22 protein-coding genes are annotated in these 23245 nt (G+C 72.4%); 8 read left to right on the forward strand and 14 right to left on the reverse strand.

All coding sequences use genetic code 11. The features are described from left to right. Window positions 1–40 precede the first annotated feature (40 nt). A complete protein-coding gene (locus IEZ03_RS26625) occupies window positions 41–1039 on the forward strand; it encodes a sulfotransferase family protein (RefSeq protein WP_184880034.1) in 999 nt (332 codons plus the stop codon). A 39-nt stretch (window positions 1040–1078) separates the two neighbouring features. Here IEZ03_RS26625 and IEZ03_RS26630 read toward each other — a convergent pair whose 3' ends face one another. Both IEZ03_RS26630 and IEZ03_RS26635 read right to left on the reverse strand, forming a co-directional pair. Then, window positions 1079–2527 carry an MDR family MFS transporter gene (locus tag IEZ03_RS26630; RefSeq protein WP_184880032.1) on the reverse strand — a complete coding sequence of 483 codons (1449 nt, stop codon included), beginning with the start codon at window positions 2525–2527 and terminating at the stop codon, window positions 1079–1081. Window positions 2528–2633: 106 nt separating this feature from the next. After that, a complete protein-coding gene (locus tag IEZ03_RS26635) occupies window positions 2634–3512 on the reverse strand; it encodes a formate/nitrite transporter family protein (RefSeq protein ID WP_184880030.1) in 879 nt (292 codons plus the stop codon). Window positions 3513–3809: 297 nt separating this feature from the next. Here IEZ03_RS26635 and cynS point away from each other — a divergent pair, with 297 nt between their 5' ends. Next, a complete protein-coding gene (gene cynS, locus IEZ03_RS26640) occupies window positions 3810–4259 on the forward strand; it encodes a cyanase (protein WP_184880028.1) in 450 nt (149 codons plus the stop codon). A 161-nt stretch (window positions 4260–4420) separates the two neighbouring features. Here the strand turns inward: cynS and xynA are convergent, their stop codons facing one another. Beyond that, a complete protein-coding gene (xynA, locus tag IEZ03_RS26645; RefSeq protein WP_184880026.1) occupies window positions 4421–5431 on the reverse strand; it encodes an endo-1,4-beta-xylanase XynA in 1011 nt (336 codons plus the stop codon). Window positions 5432–5920: 489 nt separating this feature from the next. Between xynA and IEZ03_RS26650 the strand changes: the two genes are divergently transcribed. Beyond that, entirely contained in the window at window positions 5921–6346 is a 426-nt protein-coding gene (locus IEZ03_RS26650) for a Fur family transcriptional regulator (RefSeq protein ID WP_184880024.1), read from the forward strand. 95 nt (window positions 6347–6441) lie between these two features. Here IEZ03_RS26650 and katG read toward each other — a convergent pair whose 3' ends face one another. The 5 genes from katG to IEZ03_RS26675 form a co-directional block, all read right to left on the reverse strand. Beyond that, window positions 6442–8673: a catalase/peroxidase HPI gene (katG, locus tag IEZ03_RS26655; protein WP_184880022.1), complete on the reverse strand. Its 2232-nt coding sequence runs from the start codon at window positions 8671–8673 to the stop codon at window positions 6442–6444. A 32-nt stretch (window positions 8674–8705) separates the two neighbouring features. Next, on the reverse strand, window positions 8706–9137 hold the full coding sequence (locus tag IEZ03_RS26660) for a Fur family transcriptional regulator (RefSeq protein ID WP_184880020.1): 432 nt from the start codon (window positions 9135–9137) through the stop codon (window positions 8706–8708). Window positions 9138–9340: 203 nt separating this feature from the next. Next, entirely contained in the window at window positions 9341–9988 is a 648-nt protein-coding gene (locus IEZ03_RS26665) for a lytic polysaccharide monooxygenase auxiliary activity family 9 protein (RefSeq protein WP_229808599.1), read from the reverse strand. A 136-nt stretch (window positions 9989–10124) separates the two neighbouring features. Continuing rightward, window positions 10125–12047, reverse strand: a complete 1923-nt coding sequence (gene nhaA, locus IEZ03_RS26670) for a Na+/H+ antiporter NhaA (RefSeq protein WP_221480546.1) — start codon at window positions 12045–12047, stop codon at window positions 10125–10127. A 30-nt stretch (window positions 12048–12077) separates the two neighbouring features. Continuing rightward, window positions 12078–13019, reverse strand: a complete 942-nt coding sequence (locus IEZ03_RS26675; RefSeq protein ID WP_184880014.1) for a pirin family protein — start codon at window positions 13017–13019, stop codon at window positions 12078–12080. Window positions 13020–13171: 152 nt separating this feature from the next. On the opposite strand from IEZ03_RS26675, the gene IEZ03_RS26680 reads away from it, so the two are divergent. From IEZ03_RS26680 to IEZ03_RS26695, 4 genes are read left to right on the forward strand one after another with little or no spacing between them, the layout of a single operon-like run. Further along, window positions 13172–14206 carry an iron ABC transporter substrate-binding protein gene (locus IEZ03_RS26680; protein ID WP_184880012.1) on the forward strand — a complete coding sequence of 345 codons (1035 nt, stop codon included), beginning with the start codon at window positions 13172–13174 and terminating at the stop codon, window positions 14204–14206. Window positions 14207–14210: 4 nt separating this feature from the next. Continuing rightward, complete coding sequence (locus IEZ03_RS26685) at window positions 14211–15722, forward strand: ABC transporter permease (RefSeq protein ID WP_184880010.1); 1512 nt, start codon at window positions 14211–14213, stop codon at window positions 15720–15722. Beyond that, the gene (locus tag IEZ03_RS26690; protein WP_184880008.1) at window positions 15719–16774 is read left to right on the forward strand and encodes an ABC transporter ATP-binding protein; all 1056 of its coding nucleotides are present in this window, start codon (window positions 15719–15721) and stop codon (window positions 16772–16774) included. The genes IEZ03_RS26685 and IEZ03_RS26690 overlap by 4 nt, the downstream gene beginning before the upstream one ends. Window positions 16775–16816: 42 nt before the next feature. Next, window positions 16817–17935, forward strand: coding sequence for a class I tRNA ligase family protein (locus tag IEZ03_RS26695; protein ID WP_229808600.1), 1119 nt, complete (start codon window positions 16817–16819; stop codon window positions 17933–17935). Between the two features lie 66 nt (window positions 17936–18001). On the opposite strand, the gene IEZ03_RS26700 is transcribed toward IEZ03_RS26695, so the two are convergent. Continuing rightward, entirely contained in the window at window positions 18002–18565 is a 564-nt protein-coding gene (locus IEZ03_RS26700; RefSeq protein WP_184880006.1) for a DoxX family membrane protein, read from the reverse strand. A gap of 219 nt (window positions 18566–18784) precedes the next feature. Here IEZ03_RS26700 and IEZ03_RS26705 point away from each other — a divergent pair, with 219 nt between their 5' ends. After that, the gene (locus IEZ03_RS26705) at window positions 18785–19423 is read left to right on the forward strand and encodes a TetR/AcrR family transcriptional regulator (protein WP_184880004.1); all 639 of its coding nucleotides are present in this window, start codon (window positions 18785–18787) and stop codon (window positions 19421–19423) included. Here the strand turns inward: IEZ03_RS26705 and paaE are convergent. The 5 genes from paaE to paaA are packed head-to-tail and all read right to left on the reverse strand — an operon-like array spanning window position 19411 to window position 23236. Beyond that, on the reverse strand, window positions 19411–20493 hold the full coding sequence (gene paaE / locus IEZ03_RS26710) for a 1,2-phenylacetyl-CoA epoxidase subunit PaaE (RefSeq protein WP_184880002.1): 1083 nt from the start codon (window positions 20491–20493) through the stop codon (window positions 19411–19413). The genes IEZ03_RS26705 and paaE overlap by 13 nt on opposite strands. Next, the gene (gene paaD / locus IEZ03_RS26715; protein ID WP_184880000.1) at window positions 20493–21020 is read right to left on the reverse strand and encodes a 1,2-phenylacetyl-CoA epoxidase subunit PaaD; all 528 of its coding nucleotides are present in this window, start codon (window positions 21018–21020) and stop codon (window positions 20493–20495) included. Before paaD ends, paaE begins: the two co-directional genes overlap by 1 nt. Further along, window positions 21014–21952, reverse strand: a complete 939-nt coding sequence (gene paaC / locus IEZ03_RS26720; protein WP_184879998.1) for a 1,2-phenylacetyl-CoA epoxidase subunit PaaC — start codon at window positions 21950–21952, stop codon at window positions 21014–21016. Before paaC ends, paaD begins: the two co-directional genes overlap by 7 nt. A gap of 16 nt (window positions 21953–21968) precedes the next feature. Next, on the reverse strand, window positions 21969–22277 hold the full coding sequence (gene paaB, locus IEZ03_RS26725; protein WP_132046850.1) for a 1,2-phenylacetyl-CoA epoxidase subunit PaaB: 309 nt from the start codon (window positions 22275–22277) through the stop codon (window positions 21969–21971). After that, window positions 22274–23236 (reverse strand): 1,2-phenylacetyl-CoA epoxidase subunit PaaA, encoded by a 963-nt coding sequence (gene paaA, locus IEZ03_RS26730; RefSeq protein WP_184879996.1) that lies wholly within the window; start codon window positions 23234–23236, stop codon window positions 22274–22276. The genes paaB and paaA overlap by 4 nt, the downstream gene beginning before the upstream one ends. Window positions 23237–23245: the final 9 nt, after the last annotated feature.

The raw sequence follows: 23245 nt of genomic DNA on the forward strand, positions 1-23245 counted from the left end.
GAGGGCACACGGATCTCGCAGACCATCCCGTGGAACGAACATGGACGCTGACACCCACGAGGCCCCCGCGCGGTCCGGCAGGTCCGCGAACCTCCGGTCCAGGTTCCACAAGGCGCAGGACCGTCCGCCGGCCTCGGTCTTCGTCGTCGGCACCCTGTTCTCCGGCTCGACCCTGATCGGGCGTGACCTGACCACCCGCGTCCGGAAGGCCCACTACGTCGGCGAGCTGAACAACTTCACGCAGTTCCCCGGCTTCAGCCACCGGGAGTCCGGGCGGGCCTGCGGGCCGTGCTCACTGCTCGGCCGGCAGTGCCGGCACTTCAATGACGCGCTGCGGGAACGCGTGACCTACGACGACATCCTCGGCATGCACGAGCAGCTCGCGCGGTCGCTGGACGCCTCCACGATCATCGACGGCAGCAAGTACGTCGCCTGGCTCCGGCACGCCCTCGACCGGCGGAGCGGCGCCCCGGGGCACCGCTCCCGGGTGAGCGTGCTCGTGACGGTGCGGAACCCGATCGCCTTCGCGATCAGCCACCGGAACCGGACGGGCGAGCCGCTGTGGCGGGGAGCCGGCATCTGGCGGGACACCTACGTCGACGCCCTCCGGACCGCCAACACGCACGGGCTCCCGAGCCTGGTCGTCCGGTACGAGGACCACATGGCGGACCCGGGCCGCTCGCTGGAGCGCCTGAGCGGCTACCTGCACCTGCCGCTGGAGGACGAGCCGGACACCACCGGCCTCCACGACACCGGCGGCAACTGGAGCTCCTTCGTCCCCTACGTGGGGAGGGAGCAGCTCGAACAGCACATCGAGCGGCTCGGCGAAGAAGGGCGCGCGGCGGCACAGGAGTTCGTGAAGCACGCGCGGAAGTACTGGAACGACGGGAAGCCGAAGGAGGACACCCGCTGGCACCGCAGCCTCGACGCGGGTGAGGCCAACGCCGTCCTGAGCACTCCCGGACTGGCCGACGTGGCGAGTCTCCTCGGCTACAACGTCGCCGAAGTCGTCCACCTGGCCGTCCGGCCGGGCGGCTGAGCGGCCGGCGGGCCCGGCCGCCCGGCATCCGGTTCCCCGTCAGGTCACCGGTTCGAGAGCCGCTCCGGCCTCCTCCGGCTCGCCGGCGGGCTCGTCCATGGCGGGCAGGCGCTTCGGCAGCACGAAGGCGAGCGCGACCGTCGCCACGGACAGCGCGGCGCTGACGAAGAACGCCAGCCGCATCCCGTCGAGCTGCGCGACGGCCTCGGTGGCGCCGGCGGCGAGCCGGGTGTCGGTCCGGGCCGCCATCACGGTGACCACGAGCGCGGTGCCGAAGGCCGCGGCGACCTGCTGGAGGGTGCCGAGCATCGAGCTGCCGTGCGAGTACAGCGACGCCGGAAGGGCCCCGAGGCCGAGCGTGAAGACCGGCGTGAACGTCGCGGCCAGCGCGATCATGAGGAGCGCGTGCAGGCCGAGCAGCTGCCAGTACGGCATCGTCATCGAGACCTGGGTGAAGCCGGCCAGGGCGAGGACGATGCCCGCCGACCCGGGCACGATCAGCACCCGGCCGCCGAAGCGGTCGAACAGCCGGCCCACGGCCGGGCCGAGCAGCCCCATCGCGAGGCCGCCGGGCATCACCAGCAGCCCGGTCTCCAGCGGCGACAGGCCGCGCAGGTTCTGCAGGTAGAGCGGCAGCAGGATCATCGCGCCGAGCATCGTCATGAACCCGAGCGACATCAGCAGCAGCGCCAGGGTGTAGGTGGGGTGGCGGAGGACGCGCAGGTCCAGCAGCGGGGCGTCGCGGCGCTGCAGCCGGAGCTGGCGGAGCACGAACACCGCGATCAGGACCGCACCGACCGCGACGATCACCGGTCCGCCGGACTCGCCGAACCGGCTCAGCCCGTAGACCAGCGAGCCGAACCCGGCCGCCGCGGCGACGACGCTGAACCAGTCGATGGTGCCCGTACCGGGCTCCCCGACGTTCTCCAGCCGGGCCAGGCCGCGCCAGGTGACCACGCCCGCGATGGGCAGCACGGCCGCGAACAGCAACCGCCACGAGCCGAGCTGCAGGAGCACGCCCGACACCGCCGGGCCCATCGCCGGGGCGACCGACATCGCCAGCGTCACGTTGCCCATCACGCGCCCGCGCTCCCGCGGGGGCACGACCGTCATCAGGGTCGTCATCAGCAGCGGCATCATCACCGCCGTGCCGGTCGCCTGGACGATCCGCGCGACCAGCAGCACCTCGAAGACGGGCGCGACGATGGCCAGCGCGGTGCCGCCGAGGAAGACGCCCATGGCGAGCGCGTAGGCGCGGCGGGTGGTGACGCGCTGCAGGAACCAGCCGGTCACCGGGATCACCGCGGCCATCGTCAGCATGAAGGCGGTGGAGAGCCACTGCGCGGCCTGCTCGGTGATCTGCAGGTCCGTCATCAGCCGCGGGATCGCGTTGATCATGATCGTCTCGTTGAGGATGACCACGAAGGTGGCGATCACCAGGAGGCGGATCACGGGGGGCGTCCGCCGGGCCTCGGGGGCCTGCTTCATTTCGGTGGCTGTCGGTTCAAGGGGCATGCCGTATTAGACCCCGGCCACCCCGGGAACTCATCGCCCGCCCCCGGGGATGAGTCCCCGGGGGGCGGTGCCCCGGGTGTCACCTGACGAGGTCGGCCACCGGGTCGGCCTCCTGCTCCCCCTGCTCCCCCTGCTCCAGCGGCTCCTCGGGGCGGCGCCGGACCGCACCGGTGCGGGCGTGGGTCGCGTAGAGCGTGAGGCCCACGAACGTCAGGCCCCCGACGAGGTTGCCGACCACGGTGGGGATCTCGTTCCACAGGAGGTAGTCCGCGACGGAGAAGTCCCCGCCGAGCATCAGGCCGGACGGGAACAGGAACATGTTCACGATCGAGTGCTCGAACCCCATGTAGAAGAAGACCAGGATCGGCATCCACATGGCGATCACCTTGCCCGAGACCGACGTCGACATCATCGCGGCGACGACACCGGTGGAGACCATCCAGTTGCACAGCACGCCGCGGATGAAGAGGGTCAGCATCCCGGCGGCGCCGTGCTCGGCGTAGCCGACCGTCCGCCCCTCGCCGATCGTGCCGATGGTCCGGCCGACCTCGTCCGGGTCCGTGGAGAACCCGAAGGTGAAGATCACCGCCATCAGCAGCGCGACGGTGAGGGCGCCGGCGAAGTTGCCGACGAAGACCAGCCCCCAGTTGCGCAGGACCGAACGCACCGTGACCCCCGGGCGCCTGTCGATCAGCGCGAGGGGCACCAGCGTGAACACACCGGTCAGCAGGTCGAACCCCAGCAGGTACAGCATGCAGAAGCCCACCGGGAAGAGCAGGGCCCCGACGAGCGGCTCCCCGGTCTGCACGCTGACGGTGATCGCGAACGCGGCGGCCAGCGCGAGAATGGCACCGGCCATGAATGCCCGGATCACGGTATCCCGGGTGGACATGAAGACTTTGGCCTCACCGGCGTCCACCATCTTCTTGGAGAATTCGGCTGGACTCAGGTAGGACATGACATCTCCTTCGTTCAGGCGGCTGAGGGCCGCGGGAGGGCGGCCCCGCATCGCCAGCCGAGTCTGGTCAGCGCGGATTTCCCGTCTGTGACGAAGGAGGGTGTGTTTTGTGACCTGGTACTCACTCGGCGGCGGACTGTCCGGTATTCCGTCGCCATGCGGATGTAACGTACCGGCATCGCACCCGAAATCAGGCGGCGTCGTACGTTAAAAGTTCGTGTCGGCGATCTGCTGCGGATGGCTTCCTGTTTCACCGGGCGGGAGCCTGGTCGTCCCACCGATCGCAGGGAGCCCGACATGAACCCGATCATGAGCAGGTCCGAGGCCGCCGACCTGGTGGTCGCCGCCCGGACGCGGCTCGGCCTGTCCTGGTCCGAGATCGCCGAGGAGGTCGGCGCCCCGCTCGTGTGGACGACCGCAGCGCTACTCGGCCAGCACCCGATGACGGCGGAGCAGGCCGAGCGGGCCTGCCGCCTCCTCACGCTCGACGAATCGGTCGCCGAGAGTCTGCAGCGGCAGCCCGCTCGCGGCCCCGACCCGGCGCTGGCGGCCGACCCCACGATCTACCGTTTCACCGAGGCGCTGGCCGTCTACGGGCCCGCGCTCAAGGAACTCATCCACGAGGAGTTCGGTGACGGGATCATGAGCGCCATCAACTTCCGCGTCGGCTTCTCCCGCGTCCCCGACCCCGAGGGGGACCGCGTCGTCGTCACCTTCGACGGCAAGTTCCTCGACTACAGGTGGTGAGCCCGGCCGGAACCCCGTCCCGGCCGGGTGACCTGCGCGGCACGGGCGGCGGCTCTCCACCCTGACAGGCGCCGCCCTGACACGCGGCGCCCTGACACGCGGCGTGGCGCGGCGGCACGTGTGCCGCCGCGCCACAGGGGGCGGGTCCGGGTGGGCCGGGGTCAGTTCGCGCTACAGGAGACCGTCGGCCAGTTGTAGTTGCCGTTGTGCTGGATGGTGACGCCCCAGTTGTTGCCGTTGCCGTTGGGCCGGGCGGTCAGCACCTGGGAGCTGGGCCAGTTGGCGCTGATGTTCCAGGTCGCGAGGATGCTGGCCGGGGACGGCACGTTCATCGTCACGGTCCAGTTGCTGGAGCCGGACACCGAGACGTTGAGGTTGTACCGGTCGCTCCACTGCTGCCCGGCGGACAGGGTCGCGGTGCAGCCGCCGGGGTTGCCCGGGTCCCCTGGGTCGCCGGGGTCGCCGGGATCGCCGCCGGAGCCGCCGATCGTGATGTTGGAGCTGCCGCTGCTCTGGTAGCCCTCGGTCGCCATGATCTGGTAGTCGTGGTTGCCGAGGTTCATCCCGGCCCGGGACCAGGCGTCGAAGTGGTTGCCGGCGGTGATGGTGCCGCCCGTCCGCCGCGACTGCCGGACGCTCCAGAACTGCGGGAACGTCGCGGTGCCCTCGATGGACGGCTGGTTGTAGCGCATCGTCCGGTAGATGTCGTACGTCCCGCCGTCGCTGGTGACGGTGCCCATGTAGTCGCCGGTCGGCCGGTAGGTGCCCCAGTTCTCGACGACGTAGTACTCGACGAGCGGGTTGCGCGTCCATCCGTAGAGGGTCAGGTACGAGTTGCCGGACGGGTTGAAGCTGCCCGAGTAGCTCACGGACCTGCGCCCGCCGGTGGCCCAGCCCTTCCCGGCGACGAAGTTCCCGGTGTTGCGCCAGGAGGTGCTGTAGTTCCCGCCGGACCCCAGCTCCATGGAGACCGTGCCCTGGCTGTCGGTCCAGAACGAGTAGAAGTAGCCGCCGTGGTTGCCGGTCTGGTTGGTGGTCACGGCCGCGCTCGCGACGCCGGGCAGCGCCGCGACCAGCACGGCGGCGGACGCGACGGCGAAGAGGGACCGGAGGCGGCCGCGGCCGCGCCGGCGTCTCGTGCGGCGAATGGGGGCTTTCGCCAGTGTGTTCATGCGTTCTTCCTCCTCGGGAACGCGGGCGGGGGTTCGCCGGGCAGGACGGCACGACCGGCGGGACGCCGGTGGTCCGGGAGAGGCGCACCGCGGCGTCGGCACGGTCGGCGCGGTCCTGCGCGGCGGGGGGGGGTGGGGTGGTGGAGGGGCGGGGGCGGTCTCCGGGAGGTGACCCGGATCGACAGCGGGTCTGTCGATGCCAGCAGTGTTGGCCGCACGCGATGGCGTGTCAACGGTTTTCGAAAAATTTCGAGAAGATTCTCCCGATTGCGAGGACATTCGAGCTGGTCAAGAGCAATGTCCAGAGAGTCCAGTTCAATGGTGTCCACAGCGGGCGGCAGAGTACGATCAAGTCGCGAGTGAAGATTCCGAAACTTTCGAAACGACTCCGGTATGTCTCACCGGTGCCCAAGGCCGGACTCATACCACATCCGACTAGACTTGGGTTGCTCGTTGTCTTAAATCCTTCACGAAGGCAGGTCCGGCGAAATGACCGCATCCCAGACCACGACGACGGCCGGGGAGCTCCGCGGGGCCGGCCTCCGGGTGACGGCCGCCCGCGTCGCGCTGCTCGAGACGGTCCGGGACGGCGACCACCTCGGCGTGGAGGCGATCGCCTCCGGGGTGCGCGATCGCGTGGGCCACATCTCGCTCCAGGCCGTCTACGAGGCGCTCCACGCGCTCACCGCCGCGGGGCTCGTGCGCCGCATCCAGCCCGGCGACAGCGCCGCCCGGTTCGAGGGACGCGTGGGCGACAACCACCACCACCTGGTGTGCCGCAACTGCGGGGCGGTCAAGGACGTCGACTGCGTCGTGGGCCACCCGCCCTGCCTGGACCCCGTCGACGAGGCCGGCTACCTGGTCGACGAGGCCGACGTCACCTTCTGGGGCCTGTGCCCCGAGTGCCGCCCCTGAGCCGCCCCTGAGCGGCCGCCGAAACGGACCAGGCCGGCCCGATGGGCCGGCCTGGACTCTCACTCACGGTTGACGGACCCGTTCAGGCGCCGTCCTCAGGCGATGTCGAACCGGTCGAGGTTCATCACCTTGTCCCACGCGGCGACGAAGTCGCGCGCGAACTTCTCCCGCGCGTCGTCGGCCGCGTAGACCTCCGCGATGGCGCGCAGCTCGGAGTTCGAGCCGAACACGAGGTCGACGCGGCTGCCGGTCCAGCGGACCGCGCCGGAGTCGTCGCGGCCCTCGAAGACCTCCGCCTCCTCCGTGGTCGGCTTCCACGTCGTGCCCATGTCGAGCAGGTTGACGAAGAAGTCGTTGGTCAGCGTCCCGGGCCGGTCGGTGAGGACGCCGAGCCCCTCCGCCCGGCCGTGGTTCGCGCCGAGGGCGCGCAGCCCGCCGACGAGGACCGTCATCTCCGGCGCGCTGAGCGTGAGCAGGTTCGCCCGGTCGATCAGCGAGTACTCGGCCGGCAGCGGGTTGGCCTTCCCGAGGTAGTTGCGGAACCCGTCCGAGGTCGGCTCCATCTCGGCGAAGGACTCCACGTCGGTCTGCTCCTGCGACGCGTCCGTCCGGCCCGGGGTGAAGGGGACCTCGATGTCGAGGCCCGCGTCCTGGGCGGCCTTCTCCACGGCGGCGCACCCGCCGAGGACGATCACGTCGGCGAGCGAGACCTGCTTGCCGCCGGTCTGCGCCGCGTTGAAGGACTCCTGGACGCCCTCCAGCACGCGCAGCACCCGCGCCAGCTCGTCGGGCTGGTTGACCTCCCAGCCGTTCTGCGGCTCGAGCCGGATGCGGGCGCCGTTGGCGCCGCCGCGCATGTCGGACCCGCGGTAGGACGCGGCCGACGCCCACGCGGTGGACACGAGCTGGGAGACCGACAGCCCCGAGTCGAGGAGCTTCGCCTTCAGCGCGGCGATGTCGCCGGCGTCGATGAGCTCGTAGGTCCGCTCGGGGATCGGGTCCTGCCAGACCAGCGTCTCGCTCGGGACCTCGGGTCCGAGGTAGCGGGCGATCGGCCCCATGTCGCGGTGGGTCAGCTTGAACCACGCGCGGGCGAAGGCGTCCGCGAACTCGGCGGGGTTGTCCTTGAAGCGCCGCGAGATCGGCTCGTAGACCGGGTCGAAGCGGAGCGACAGGTCGGTCGTGAGCATCGTCGGGTGGGTGCGCTTGGACGGGTCGTGGGCGTCGGGGACGGTGTCGGTCCCGGCGCCGTCCTTCGGCCGCCACTGCCACGCGCCCGCAGGGCTCTTGAACAGCTCCCACTCGTAGCCGAAGAGGATCTCGAAGAAGCTGTTGTCCCACTGGGTGGGGGTGTCGGTCCAGATGCCCTCGAGGCCGCTGACGATCGCGTCGCCGCCCTTGCCGGTGCCGAAGGTGCTCTTCCAGCCGAGGCCCATCTGCTCCAGCGGGGCGGCCTCGGGCTCGGGGCCGACGTGGTCGGCCGGGCCCGCGCCGTGCGTCTTGCCGAACGTGTGGCCGCCGGCGATGAGGGCGACGGTCTCCTCGTCGTTCATCGCCATGCGGCGGAACGTCTCGCGGATGTCGCGGGCCGCGGCGACCGGGTCCGGGTTGCCGTTCGGGCCCTCCGGGTTGACGTAGATGAGCCCCATCTGCACGGCGCCCAGCGGGTTCTCGAGGTCCCGGTCGCCGCTGTAGCGCTGGTCGTCGAGCCAGGCGCTCTCGGGGCCCCAGTAGACGTCCTCCTCCGGCTCGAAGACGTCCTCGCGCCCGCCGGCGAAGCCGAACGTCTTGAAGCCCATCGACTCCAGGGCGACGTTGCCGGCCAGGATGAACAGGTCGGCCCAGGAGATCGCCTGGCCGTACTTCTTCTTGACCGGCCACAGCAGGCGGCGGGCCTTGTCGAGGCCGCCGTTGTCGGGCCAGCTGTTGAGCGGCGCGAAGCGCTGCTGGCCGGACCCGGCGCCGCCGCGCCCGTCGCTGACGCGGTAGGTGCCCGCGCTGTGCCACGCCATCCGGACCATGAACGGGCCGTAGTGGCCGAAGTCGGCGGGCCACCAGTCCTTCGAGTCCGTGAGGATCCCGGCGATGTCCCGCTTCACGGCGGCGAGGTCCAGGCCCTGGAACGCCGCGGCGTAGTCGAAGTCCCCGCCGAGGGGGTTCGCGACGTCGGGGTTCTTCGCGAGCAGCTTCAGGTTGAGCCGGTTCGGCCACCAGCCGTGGTTGCCGCCGCTCTGGGTCGGGTGGGGAGCGCGCTGGTGGACGACCGGACAGCCGCCTTCACCCTGTGCGTTCGCGTCGTTGACGATCGACTCTTGCTTCTCCGACATGGGATCCTTCCAAGGGCTGTGCGAGAGATGGTTCAGAAGTTCTGGCCGGTGGAACAGTCGGGGCACAGGCCCCAGTAGATGACCTCGGCTTCGTCGATCGAGAAGCCTCGGCCGTCCGAGGCGGTCAGGCAGGGCGTCTCGCCGACGGCGCAGTCGACGTCGGCGATGGCGCCGCACGACCGGCACACGACGTGGTGGTGGTTGTCGCCGACCCGCGCCTCGTAGCGCGCCACGGAGCCGGACGGCTGGATGCGCCGCACCAGACCCGCCGCGGTCAGCGTCCGCAGCGAGTCGTAGACGGCCTGGTGGGACACCTTGGGCAGGTCCCGGCGCACGGCACCGATGATCCCGTCGGTGTCGGCGTGCGGATGCGCGTGGACCGCGCTCAGCACCGCGACGCGGGGCCCGGTCACGCGCAGCGCGGCCCCGCGGAGCAGTCGCTGGTAGTCCGACGGTGTCGCCACGTCGGACAGACTGGCTCAGTATCTGGAGTCAGTCAAGAATGGGAAGCCATCAAGTTTGTGTCGTTTTGCGAGCGATCGCCATCGGCCGGGATGATCATCGCATCCGCCGCCGTTCCCCGTAAAGGCCCTGGTGCACCCGCAAATGGGACGTCCCGCCGGATGCCGTGCGGCATCCGGCGGGACGGGATCGGGAGGCGGGGGGACTAGCGGAAGTTCACGTCAGAGCAGATGTAGTACACCTGGTCCATGTGCGACGCCTGCCAGATGGTGAAGACCACGTGGCGGCCGCTGCGACCGGGTGCGCTGACGTTGCCGATGACGTAGTTGTTGCTCGGACCGTACCTGCCGGTCTCGCGGACCAGTTCCAGGTCGCTCCAGCGCAACGGCTGGTTCAGGCCGTCGTAGCCCTGCCGGGTGACGTAGACGCGGAAGTAGTCCGCGCCGTGGCTGGCCTGGTCGTAGAGGTTGATGGTGAAGTTGCCGCCGATGTCGGTCGTCTTCCACGGGCCCACGGCGTCCAGGGACCTGTAGCGTCCGCCCTCGGCGTGGCCGCCGCTGCACAACTGGCCGTCGGGCACCGCGGCGCGGTGGTCGCCGCCGACGTTGTTCTGGTAGAGCCCGTTCCAGTTCCACATGGCGTTGGGGTTGTCCTGCCACGCCTGCCAGCACATCGGGTCCTGCTGCTGCATGGCGGGGTTGAGGTGGTCGCTGCCCCAGCGGTCCCAGCACCCGTAGTTGCGGGACGCGGGGTCGATCACCGAGCCGTGGGCGGCGGCCGTGTCGACCCACAGGAGCGGCAGGAGGATCGCCGCGAACAGGATCGTCACGGCACGGCGTATTCGGTTGTGCATCTGCGAGGTCTCCATTCCGGTTGCGGGGGTATGGCCGGATGGGAGCGCTCCCGCAACGGATGTTAGACCGCGCCGCACTCCGAGTCATTTCGGCGTGAAAACCTTTCACGCCGCGGCTCGCCGGGCGCGGGCCCCGCTACCCGGGCGTCGATCCTCCGGGCTGGTCCTCCCGCGCGGTGGACAGTTGCGCGCCGGGGCCGGCCGAGCGCTGCAGCTCGCGCGCGAGCGTCTCCGCGTCGTAGGCGCCGGTGTGGCGCCGCCCGCCGATGAAGAAGGTCGGCGTTCCGCTCGCGCCGCTCGCCTCGGCGCTGGCCACGTCCGCCCGCACCCGGGCGGCCGTGCTCTCCTCGTCGACGTCGCGCAGGAACTTCTCGATGTCGAGCCCGATATCGGCGGCGTAGCCGGCGACGTCCTCGTACTCCAGTTCGCCCTGATGCTCGAAGAGCAGGTCGTGCATCTCCCAGAAGCGCCCCTGCGCGTCGGCGGCGACGGCCGCGCGGGACGCGAACTCGGCGTGCGGGTGCACGTCCGGGAGCGGCAGGTGGCGGAAGACGTACCGCAGGTCGTCGCCGAAGCGGGCGCACAGCTCGGCGGCCACCCCGGTGGAGCGGGCGCAGAACGGGCATTCGAAGTCGGCGTACTCGACGAGCGTGAGCGGCGCGTCGCGGGGGCCCTTGATGTGGTCGTACTCCGGGTCCACCGGCCGGTCGAGGATGCGGGGGAGGTCCGCCTCCGTCTGGCCGCGCAGGACCATCGCCGCGCGGAACACCACCCAGCCGAGGACGGTCGCGAGCAGCGCCCCCAGCAGCACCCCGACGATCGCCTCGTCGCGGAGGGCCTGGTCGCTGAAGGCCAGCCGGGCGATCAGCAGGGAGACGGTGAACCCGATCCCGGACAGGGCGGCGCCGCCGAACACCTGCTCGGCGCTGACCCCCCGGGGCAGGCTCCCGAGGCCGAACCGCGCGCCGAGGACGGCGCTCAGCCCGACGCCGACGGGCTTGCCGACGACGAGGCCGACGATCACGGCCCACGTGACCGGCGACGCGAGCGCGTCGCCGAGGACGCCGCCGCGCAGGTCGACCCCCGCGTTGGCCAGCGCGAACACCGGGACGACGACATAGCTCGTCCACGGGTGCAGGACCGTCTGCAGCCGCTCGTTGACCGAGACGGCGCGCTGCAGCCCCAGCCGCGCCGACATCCCGAGGTCGGCCATGGGCGACTGCCGGAACGCGCGGAAGTGCCGGGCCGCCCGCTCGACCGCCTCCCGGGCGCGCGGATGCGCGGGGATGAGGAGACCGCCGAGCATCCCGGCGATGGACGCGTGCAAGCCAGCCTCCACGGTGGCGACCCACAGCGCCACGACGACCAGGACGTAGGGGGCCGAGCGCCACACGTCCAGCCGGTTCAGCAGCACCGGCACCGCGCACAGCCCGAGCATGACGACCAGCGGCCCCAGGTGCACGTCACCGGAGTAGACCGCGCCGATCACGGTCACGGCCACGATGTCGTCGATGACCGTGAGGGCGAGCAGGAAGACGCGGAGCTGCGTCGCGAACCTGGGGCCGACCACGGCGAGCGCGCCGAGCATGAACGCCGTGTCGGTGCCGATCACGATGCCCCACCCGTTCGCGGCCTCTCCCCCGGGCGCGACCAGCAGGTACAGGAGCGCGGGGACGACCATCCCGCCGACCGCGCCGACGATCGGGATGGCGACGCGGCGGCGGCTGGTCAGCTCGCCGACGCTGAGCTCGTAGCGGACCTCCATGCCGATCACGAAGAAGAACAGGGCCATCAGGCCGTCGCTGACCCAGTGCGCGAGGTCCATCGACAGCCCGGCGCCGCCGAACGTCAGCGACACCTCCGTCGCCCAGAGCGATTCATAGTGTTCGGACCAGGGGGAGTTGGCCCAGGCCATGGCCACCACGACGGCCGCGAGCAGCAGCCCGGCGCTGCCCACCTCCGTCGCCAGGAACTGCCGTACCGGGCCGGACAGCTGAGCCAGCAGGGCCTGCCGCTTGACCCGGGTCTGGGAGTCCTCGCGCTTCTTCCGCCACCTCACCGGGCCATCCAACCAGGCCGCGGACCGCCGTCAGCGATCGGCTTGCCGCCACGGGGGCGGCCCCACGGGGATGCGGGGCAGGGAGCTGCGCACGCGTCCGAACCGGTCGTCCTGGGCGGACCAGGAGGCGTAGGCGGCGTCGATCTCGTCCTGGGTGCGGCCGACGAAGTTCCACCACATCATGATCGGCGTCTCGAACGGCTCGCCGCCGAGCAGGATCGCGCGGGACGGCTCGCGCACCTCGACGCGCAGCTCGTCCCGCCCCTCCCCGAGGTAGCCCAGCTTCCCGGGCCGCAGGGGCTTGCCGTCGATGGCGACGGCGCCTTCGAGGACCACCACGGCGTACTCGAAGTCGGTGCGCAGCGGCACCGTCGAGGTGGCCCTCAGGTCGAGGTCGACGCCCACCAGCGGGGTGTCGTGCCTAGCGGGGCTGGCGAGGGAGCCGAACTCGCCGACCAGCACCGTCGCAACGCCGTCCTCCAGGCCGGTGCGCGGAAGCTCGGCATGGTGCTCGAAGTCGGCGGCGCCGTGCCGGGTCGCCTCGGGGAGCGCCACCCAGAGCTGGATCCCTTCCAGGGTGCCGCGGTAGTGGCCGGTGGCCTCCTCCGAGTGGGAGACGCCCCCGCCGGACGTCATCAGGTTCAGCTGGCCCGGCTTGATCACCTGCTCCGAGCCGAGGCTGTCGCGGTGCAGCACCTGCCCGTCGGTGAGCCAGGTGACGGTCTGCAGGCCGATGTGCGGGTGCGGGCCGATGTCGAGGCCGCTCTCCTCGGTGACGTCGGCGGGCCCCATGTGGTCGGCGAAGCACCACGCGCCGACCGTGCGGCGCCCCCGGCGCGGCAGCGCGCGGCGTACCCGGAACTCCCCGACCGTCGCCTCGCGGCTGTCGGTCACCTCCACGCACGGCGCGGTGGCGTGGCTCCCCTCGGCCTGCGTCGCCGGGGCGTCGACGCTGCTCACCGGACCGCTCATCGGAACACCTCGCTACTCGCCGGACCCGCCAGCGTAGCCTTCCCCGCCGCGGCGCCTCCGATGCGACCGGGGACGAGGGTCGCTCGCGGGATCAATTTAGGCAAGGCTAACCTGATTACGTCACGTCCTGTTTTGCGACCTCAGAGGCAGTCATGCGTAACCCCCTGCGCCGTTTCACCTCCGTCCTCGCCGTGGCGGCCCTCCTCACGCCACTCGCGACCGCCTGCGGCGGCGAGGACGGTGACGCCGGCTCCGACGACGCCGGCATCGTCGTCTACTCGGGCCGCAACGAGAAGCTCGTCCAGCCGCTGCTGGACAAGCTGGAGAAGGCCGTCGGCACCGGCGTCGAAGTCCGCTACGGCGGCAGCGCCGAACTGGCGGCCCAACTCCTCGAGGAGGGCGACAAGACGGAGGCCGACCTGTTCTTCTCGCAGGACGCCGGAGCCCTCGGCGCCCTGGCCAAGGAGGGCCGCCTGGACAAGCTGCCCGAGCCGGTGCTCGGCAAGGTGCCCGCGCAGTTCCGCGGAAGCGGCGGCGACTGGGTCGGCGTCTCCGGGCGGGTCCGCGTCCTGGCCTACAACCCCGACAAGGTCGACAAGGCGCCCGACTCGGTCCGCGACCTCACGAAGCCGGAGTGGAAGGGCAAGGTCGGCTACGCGCCGACCAACGCGTCCTTCCAGGCGTTCGTCACCGGCATGCGGGTGCTGGACGGCGAGGACGCCACCCGCAAGTGGCTCAAGGGCATGAAGGACAACGGCGTCAAGGCCTACGACAACAACAACGCCGTGCTGGACGCCGTGGACTCCGGAGAGGTCTCCGTCGGGCTCATCAACCACTACTACTGGTACGAGAAGGTCGCGGAGAAGGGCGCGGACGGCGTCACCGCCAAGCTGCACTTCCTCCCGGGGGGCGACCCCGGCGCGCTGGTCAACGTGGCGGGCGTGGGCCTGCTGAAGGGCAGCGGCCAGCGGGACGCCGCGCTCAAGGCCGCCGAGTTCCTCCTCTCCGCCGAGGCCCAGACCTACTTCAGCGACGAGACCAAGGAGTACCCGCTGGCCGCCGGGGTCACGAGCAAGGTCCCGGACCTGCCGCCCCTGGAGTCGCTCAAGGCCCCGGAGATCGACCTCGGCAAGCTGGAGTCGCTGCAGGAGACGCTGGCGATGCTGCAGGAAGCCGGGATGGTCTGACCGGATGACCGGAGGACGCGCGCCCTGGGTCCTGCTGGGGCCGGCGTGCCTGGCCGGGGCCCTCGCTCTGCTGCCGCTCGGCTACCTCGCCGTGCGCGCGCTGGAGCGAGGCCCCGGCTTCGCCTGGAGCGTCGTCACCACCGAGGGCACCGCCCAGCTCATGGGCCGCAGCCTGGCCCTCGCCCTCGCGGTGGTGCTGGCCTGCCTGATCCTGGGGATCTCGCTGGCCTGGCTGACCGTGCGCACCGCGCTCCCCGGCGTCCGCGCGTGGGCGGTCGCGGCGACCCTGCCGCTGGCCGTGCCGAGCTACGTCGCGGCCTTCGCCTGGCTGTCGGCGGTGCCGGGCCTCGCCGGCTTCACCGGGTCGGCCGTGGCGCTCACCCTGGTCAGCTACCCCTACGTCTACCTGCCGGTCGCCGCCGCCCTGCGCGGGCTCGACCCGGCGCACGAGGAGGCGGCCAGGTCCCTCGGACTCGGGCCGGTCGCCACGTTCGCCCGCGTCGTCCTCCCGCACCTGCGCCCGGCGGCCGCCGGAGGCGGGCTGCTGGTCGCGCTCTACGTCCTGTCCGACTTCGGCGCGGTGTCGCTGATGCGGTACGACACGTTCACCCGCGGCATCTACGTCTCCTACCAGGCGAGCTTCGACCGCACCCCGGCCGCCGCCCTGAGCGTCGTCCTCGTGCTGATGACCGTGGGACTCGTCGCGCTGGAGACGCGCACCCGGGGGCGGCGCCGGCACGCGAGGACCGGTTCCGGGACCGCCCGTCCGCCCGTCCCGGTGCCCCTCGGGCGGATGACGGCGCCCGCGCTGGCCTGGTGCGGGGCGGCCGTCTCCGCCGCCGTCGTCTTCCCGCTGGCCACCCTCGCCTACTGGCTGCTGACGGGGCAGCGCTCCACGTGGGACCTCCCCAGGCTCGCCGAGACCGCGGGCGCCACGCTCGGCGCCGCCGCGGCCGGGGCCCTGCTCACCACCGCGCTCGCGCTGCCGGTCGGCGTGGTCGCGGCCCGCTACCGGGGACGCGCCGCGGAACTGCTGGAGCAGGCGGCCTACGCCGGGCACGCCCTGCCCGGCATCACCGTCGCCCTCGCGCTGGTCTTCTTCGCGGTCCGCTACGTCCATCCGATCTACCAGGAACTGCCGCTGCTGGTCTGCGCCTACGCGGTGCTGTTCCTGCCGATCGCGGTCACCGCCACCCGCGCGGCCGTCCTGCAGTCCCCGCCCGTGCTGGAGGACGTCGCCCGCTCGCTCGGGCACCGCCCGCTGCGCGTGCTCCGGACCATCACCGTGCCGCTCGCCGCACCAGGCGTCGCGGCGGGCGCCGCGCTCACGTTCGTGGTCTGCATGAAGGAACTGCCGGCCACCCTGCTGCTCCGTCCCACGGGCATGGACACCCTCGCCACCCGGCTGTGGACGGAGACCGGCGTCGGGGCCTACGCCGACGCCGCGCCCTACGCCGCCGTGCTGATCCTGCTCGCGGCGGTCCCCTCGTACCTCCTCGGGAGGCATCGCACATGACCGAACTGCGGATCGAGGGCCTGACCAAGGCGTACGGCCCGGACGCCACCGTCCTGGACGGGCTCGACCTCACCGTCCCCGCCGGGTCGCTGGCCGCCGTGCTCGGCCCGTCCGGCTGCGGCAAGACCACCCTCCTGCGCGTCATCGCGGGCTTCCTGCGCGCCGACGCGGGGACCGTCACCGTCGGGGACCGCCTTCTCGCCGGGCCCGGGACGCACGTCCCGCCGGAACGCCGCCGCATCGGCATCGTGCCGCAGGAGGGCGCGCTGTTCCCGCACCTCAGCGTGGCCCGCAACGTCGCCTTCGGCGTCGCCGACCGGGCCGCGCGCCGCCGCCGCGCCGCGGCGATGCTCGACCTGGTCGGCCTCGCGGGATACGGCGACCGGATGCCGCACGAGCTGTCCGGCGGGCAGCAGCAGCGCGTCGCCCTGGCCCGCGCCCTCGCCCCCGAGCCCGCGCTCGTCCTGCTCGACGAGCCGTTCAACGCGCTGGACAGCGCGCTGCGCGCCGGAGTGCGGGCCGACATCCGCGCGGCGCTGCGCGCCACCGGCGCCACCGCCGTCCTCGTCACCCACGACCAGCAGGAGGCCCTGTCCACCGCCGACCTCGTCGCCGTCGTCCGGGACGGGCGGATCGCCCAGTGCGGTCCCCCGCACGAGGTCTACACCCGGCCCGCCGACCCCTGGGTCGCCGGGTTCGTCGGCGACGCCGTCCTGCTGCCCGCGCACGCCGCCGCGGGCACCGCCACCACCGCGCTCGGCAGCGTTGAGCTGCGCACGCCCGCGGCCGTGCCGGAGGGCACCGTCATACTGCGGCCCGAGCAGCTGCGGCTCACCGAACCCGGCGGGACCGGCGACACCGGCGGGACCGTGCACGGCGCGACGGTGACCGACGTCCGCTACTACGGGCACGACGCCATGGTCACGGTCGTCGCCGACGGCGTCGACACGCCCGTCGACATCCGCGTCGCCGGCCACTCGCCGTTCCGGCCGGGCGACCGTGCGGGCGTGCAGGTCACGGGGCGGGCGGGCTTCCATCCCGGGCGGCCTTGAGCCGCACCTTTCCCCCGGCCGCGCCCTGGGTACGACAATCCAGTGGAGCTCAACGCACCAGACCGCACACTGCGGATCGGCGGGCGTCCGCTGCCGGTCGTGGGCCCGGCCCGCATGTACGTCTGCGGGATCACCCCGTACGACGCGACCCACCTCGGGCACGCCCGGACGTTCGTCTGGGCCGACGTGGCCGCCCGGGTCCTGCGGCACGCGGGCGGTGAGGTGCGCGTGTGCCGCAACGTCACCGATGTCGACGACGTGCTGAACCAGGCCGCGCACCGGGCGGGCAGCCCGTACGACAGCTTCGCCGCCGTCCAGCAGTTCTACTTCGAGCGCGACCTCGACGCGCTCGGCGTCCACCCGGTGGACCACCGGCCTCGGGCGCACACCCACGTCCGGGAGGTCGTCGCGCTCGCCCAGGGGCTCCTCGCGTCCGGCCACGCCTATGTCCGGGACGGGGCGGTCTACTTCCGCGGCGCCGATGTCCCCGGCCGCGCGGGGGTCGACGACGAGCGGGCGCATGACCTGATGGCCGAGTACGGCGACGAGCCCGGCAACCCGGGCAAGGAGCATCCGTTCGACGTCGCCGTCTGGCGGCCGTCGCACGCCGGGGAGCCCGCCTGGCCCGGCCCGTGGGGCCCGGGCCGGCCCGGCTGGCACGCCGAGTGCGCCGCGATGGCCATGGCGACGTTCGGGCCCGCGCTCGACCTGCACTCCGGCGGCACCGACCTGCGTTTCCCCCACCACGCCTACGAGACCGCGCTCACCGAGGCGCTGACCGGCGTGCGGCCGTTCTCCCGCGCCTGGCTGCACATCGGCATGGTCTGCCGCGAGGGCGCCAAGATGGCCAAGTCGACCGGCAACCTCGTCCTGGTCTCCGAGCTGCTGCAGAGCCGTCCCGCCACCGCCGTCCGGCTCATGCTGATCACCGCCCCCTGGCGGGACGACTGGGACTGCACGCCCGCCGCCCTCGACGCCGCCGTCGCCCGCCTGGACGCCCTCCGCGCCGGCGCGGGCCGCCGCGCCTCGTCCCCGGCGGCGGAGGCGGCGGCGACACGCGCCCTGCTCGACGACCTCGACGTGGGCACTGCGCTGGCGATCGCCGAGGAGGAGGGCGGCAGCACCGCCCGCATGGTCCTCCACGTGCTGGCGCTCGGCTGAGGCTCCCCCGAACACGCCGAAGGGCGCCCACCGTGGTGGACGCCCTTCGCGTGCGGTTCGGTCAGGTCACTTGAGGATGGGGAAGCGCTGGGCCAGGCGGGTGCCGCTCCACCGTTCGCCCAGGCCGAGGGTGTCGCCGGCCTTGACCAGCGCGAGCCCGATCAGGACGATCGCGTAGATCAGGTGGTCGTCCATGAAGGGGTTGTTCTCCGGGGGCAGGACGGCCGTCCACATCAGGACCAGCAAGAGCGCGCCGCCGGCGGCGGCGATCCGCATCCCGATGCCCAGGATGAGCGCGGCGCCGATGCCCGCCAGGCCGATCATGAAGAGCCAGTCGGCCCAGGCCGCACCGGCGAGGTCGTTGTAGAGGCCGGCGAACGGGCCCTGCGGCGCGTTGGCCAGGAACCCCTCGGTGGGGCTGGCACCATCGATCCACGCCTTGTCCGCGGGGGTCGCGTAGCCCAGCCCGAACAGCTTGTCCACGAACGCCCAGGCGAAGATCCAGCCCAGCGCCAGCCGGGCCACCGCCCACACATACCGCGCCGCGGGCGACTCGGTCAGCGGCTTGGCGGCCACCACCCGGACCCGGGCGCCGCGTCCCGCAGACGTCTTGTGTTCCGAGAGTGCCATCGCCTCTCACCTTCCATCGCATCGCCTTTTGCTTCGCCTTCAGTCAATCCCCGCCGCCACCTGGGCCGTAGATCCGATAGGCGCACGATCATCGGGACCAAGGTCCCTACGGCTCAGCGATGCGGAACGACCACGACCGGGCACTCCGCGCGGCCCACCACTCCATGCCCGACGAAGCCGCGCCGGATGGAGCCCCGGTGCCCGTGAGATGCTGCGGGTGTGACGACGACCGGGGCTGGGGGACCGCCTGCGCGGCGGCGGCGCGGGCGTCCCGGATACGACCAGGAGACGATCCTGCGGACGGCGGTGGAGCTGTTCAACCGCCGGGGGTACGACGCCACGAGCATGGGCGACCTGGCCAAGGAGCTGGGGCTGACGAAGCCGGCGATCTACCACCACGTCGCGGGCAAGGAGCAGCTGCTCAGCCTCGCTCTGGACGACGCCCTCGACGAGCTCACCGCCGTCGTGGCCGAGGCGTCCCGCGAGCGTGCCGGGACGACCGCGCACGAGCGGCTGCGCGAGGTGGTGCGGCGCAGTGTCGAGGTGCTCGTGGCGCACCAGCCGTCCGTCACGCTGCTGCTGCGGGTCCGCGGGAACAGCCCGGTCGAGCTGGCCGCGCTGGAGCGGCGCCGCTGGCTCGACGACCGCCTCGCCGCGCTCGTCGCCGACGCCGTCAAGGAGGGCGCGCTGCGCGACGACGTGCCGCCCGCGCTGGTGAGCCGGCTGCTGTTCGGCATGGTGAACTCGCTGGTCGAGTGGTACCGGGCGGACGGCGCGTACGACACCGCGACCGTCGCCGGGGCGATCACGACCATGGCCTTCGACGGCCTGGCCCGGCACGGGTTTCAGGCGTCGTAGTCGATCGTGACCCGGTCGGCGGCGGGGAACGTCTGGCAGGTGAGGACGAAACCGGCGGCCAGCTCGGACTCCTCCAGCGCGTAGTTGCGGCGCATGTCGACCTCGCCCTCGCGGACGACGGCGCGGCACGTCCCGCACACGCCGCCCTTGCAGGCGAACGGCAGGTCGGCGCGCGACGCCTGGGCGCCCTCGAGGAGGGTCGTGTCGCGGGGGACGGCCGACGTCGTGCGGAGGCCGTCCAGGATCATGGTCAGCTCCGTCGTCGCGCCCGCCGGGACGTCCGCGGCCCGCCGCGGCTGGGGCGGGGGCTCGTCCACGTAGAACAGCTCGACGTGCACCTTCGCCGGGACGGCGAGCTCACCGAGCACCGCCCGCGCGTCCTCGATCATCTGCAGCGGCCCGCAGAGCCAGACGTGGTCGTACGTCTCCGCAGGCAGGAGGTCGGTGAGCAGGCGGCGCAGGCGGTCCCGGTCCAGCCGACCGGAGAACAGCTCGACGTCGCGCGGCTCGCGGGACAGGACGTGGACCAGCTGGAACCGGGCGCCGTACCGGTTCTTCAGGTCGCCGAGCTCCTCGGCGAACATCACCGTCCGGCTCGTCCGGTTGCCGTACAGGAGCGAGACCCGGGCGCCGGGGTGGGTCAGGACCGTGGACGCGACCGACAGCATCGGGGTGATGCCCGACCCCGCGGCGATGCACAGGTGCCGCTCACCGGTCGCCGGGTCCGCTCGCCAGGAGCCGGCCGGCGGCTGCACCTCGATCCGGGTCCCCGGCACGACCTCGCGGACGAGCCAGGACGAGAAGAAGCCGTCCGGGATCTCGCGGACGCCGATGCGCGGCGCCTCCCCGGCGGCGGCGCAGATCGAGTAGGACCGGCGGTGCTCCACCCCGTCCACGAAGCGGCGCAGGGTGAGCGACTGCCCGGCCTCGAACGCGTACGCCTCGCGTAGTTCGGCGGGCACGTCGAACGTGATCGCCGCGGCGTCCTCGCACACATGCTCGACCGCCGCCACGGTCAGTGTGTGGAACCCCGTGGCCGGCCGGGTCCGCGCGGGGGCCGGAGTGGTCATCAGATCTCCCTGACGTGCTCGAACGGTTCGAGGCAGTCGGTGCAGCGGTAGAGCGCCTTGCAGGCGGTGGAGCCGAACTCCGAGGTCAGCCGGGTGTTCGCGGAGCCGCAGCGGGGGCAGGCGAGGGCGCGGCGCGTCGGCCCGAGGTTGATGCCGACCGGCCCGTCCGCGCGGCGCGCCGGGCCGGGTGGGGACAGCCCGGCCGCCCGCAGCGCGGCCCGGCCGCGCTCGGAGATCCAGTCGCTCGACCAGGGCGGGTAGAGGACGACGCGCACCTCCACCCGGGGGAACCCGGCGCCGTTCAGCCGGTGGACGAGGTCGTCGCGCATGGTGGCCATGGCCGGGCAGCCGGTGTAGGTGGGGGTGATCGACGCGACGACCACCTCGCCGCCGTCCCCGCGTTCCACCGCGACGTCGCGCAGGACGCCGAGGTCGGCGAGGGTGAGCATCGGCATCTCCGGGTCGCGGACCTGCGCGGCGGCCTCGGCGGCGCGTTCCCTCGCGGGTAGGTGCGGGACGGTCACCATCGGCCCTCCGGGTGCGCGCGGGCGACCACCTGCATCTCGGCGAGGAGCAGGCTGAACGCCTCGGTGTGCATGCCGTGCCGGCCCGTCCGACCGCCGACACCGGCCAGCGCCGGGCGGTCCGGGCGGTCGACGCCGCTCACGGCGAAGACCTGGTCGAGGACGGCGTCCACCTCGCCGGCCATCGACGCGGGGTCGACGCCGACGCCCGCTTCCGCGAGGGAGAGCTCCAGGGGGTGCGGGGAGACGAGTTCGGGCTTGAGCGGCCACAACTCGTCCAGGGCCGTGAGGAGCCTGCGGCGCGATTCCTCGGTGCCCTGCGCGAGGGTGAGGAACCAGCGGCCCGCCCAGTCGCGGTGGTAGGTGACCTCCTTGACGCCCTTGGCCGCGACCGCCGCCAGCACCGCGTCCCTGCTCGCGCGGAGCCGTTCGAGCAGCGCGAGCCGGGCCACCGAGAACAGGAGCAGCCGGACGACGACGTGCGCGAAGTCGCCGTTCGCCACCTCTGTGAGGCGCACGTTGCGGAACTGCTCGGCCTCCCGGAAGAACGCCAGCGCGTCCTCGGCGGGGACGGGCGATCCGTCCGGGAGCGGCGGCACGGCGCCCGGGTCGGCGGCGGCGGCCCGCGCCAGCAGCAGGCGCGCCTGGCCGAGGAGGTCGAGGGCCATGTTCGCCAGCGCGATGTCCTCTTCGAGGTCGGGCGCGCGGCTGCACCACTCCGACAGCCGCTGCGACATGATCAGCGCGTCGTCGCCGAGCATGAGGCAGTACCGGGCGAGTCCGGCGTGGTCGACGCCGTCCGGCACGGTCGTGTCGACCCCGGCGAGCGGGTCCTCGAAGTCGGTGCCGAACGCCCACCGGGAGTCGTCCCCGCCTTCGATCAACCCGTCGAAGATGCTGCCCTCGTCGTGGGTCAGGTGCGGGTCGTTGGTCATGTGCGGTGCCCTCCGGTCACATGTGCGGGACGTTCCCGGGGATCTCGTAGAACGTCGGGTGCCGGTAGACCTTGTCGCCGCTCGGCGCGAAGAGGGGGTCCTTCTCGTCCGGGCTCGACGCGGTGATGGCGTCGGCGCGCACGACCCAGATGCTCACGCCCTCGTTGCGGCGCGTGTAGACGTCGCGGGCGTGCCGCAGGGCCATCGTGTCGTCGGGGGCGTGCAGCGACCCGACGTGGACGTGGTTGAGCCCGCGCTTGCCCCGCACGAACACTTCGTAGAGCGGCCATTCCCGCCGGTCCGCGCCCTGGCTGCCGCCGGTCATGCGGCACCTCCCTCGGTCGAGCGGTTCGCGAACGCGGTGGCCGCCTCCCGCACCCAGGCGCCGTCCTCGTGGGCGGCGCGGCGGTGGGCCATCCGCTGCGCGTTGCACGGCCCGTTCCCGGCGATGACCGCGGCGAGCTCCTCCCAGTCCGGCTCGCCGAAGTCGTAGTGCCCGCGCTCCTCGTTCCAGCGCAGGCCGGGGTCGGGCAGCGTCACACCGAGCGCCTCGGCCTGCGGGACGGTCATGTCCACGAACTTCTGCCGGAGCTCGTCGTTGGAGTTGCGCTTGACGCCCCACGCCATCGACCGCGCGCTGTTGGGGGACGCGGCGTCCGGCGGCCCGAACATCATCAGCGACGGCCACCAGAACCGGTCGACCGACTCCTGCACCATCTCCCGCTGGGCGCCGGTGCCGCGCATCATCGTCATCAGCAGCTCGTAGCCCTGCCGCTGGTGGAACGACTCCTCCTTGCAGATGCGGATCATCGCGCGGCCGTAGGGCCCGTAGGAGGTGCGGCAGAGCGGCACCTGGTTGACGATCGCGGCGCCGTCGACGAGCCAGCCGATCGTGCCGACGTCGGCGTAGGACAGCGTCGGGTAGTTGAAGATCGAGGAGTACTTCTGCCGGCCGGACAGCAGCAGCTCGGTCAGCTCGGCGCGGGACACGCCGAGCGTCTCGCACGCCGAGTACAGGTAGAGGCCGTGCCCGGCCTCGTCCTGGACCTTGGCCAGCAGGATCGCCTTGCGGCGCAGGGACGGGGCGCGGCCGATCCAGTTGCCCTCGGGCTGCATCCCGATGATCTCGGAGTGCGCGTGCTGGGCGATCTGCCGCACGAGCGTCCTGCGGTAGGCGTCCGGCATCCAGTCCCGGGGCTCGATGCGGTCGTGGCGCGCGATCGTCGCGTCGAAGGCCGCCTGGAGCCGCTCCTCCAGTTCCGGCTCCACCGGAGTCGTGGTCATCCGTCCCCT

It is taken from the genome of Actinomadura livida, assembly GCF_014648675.1.
GTDB lineage: Bacteria > Actinomycetota > Actinomycetes > Streptosporangiales > Streptosporangiaceae > Spirillospora > Spirillospora livida.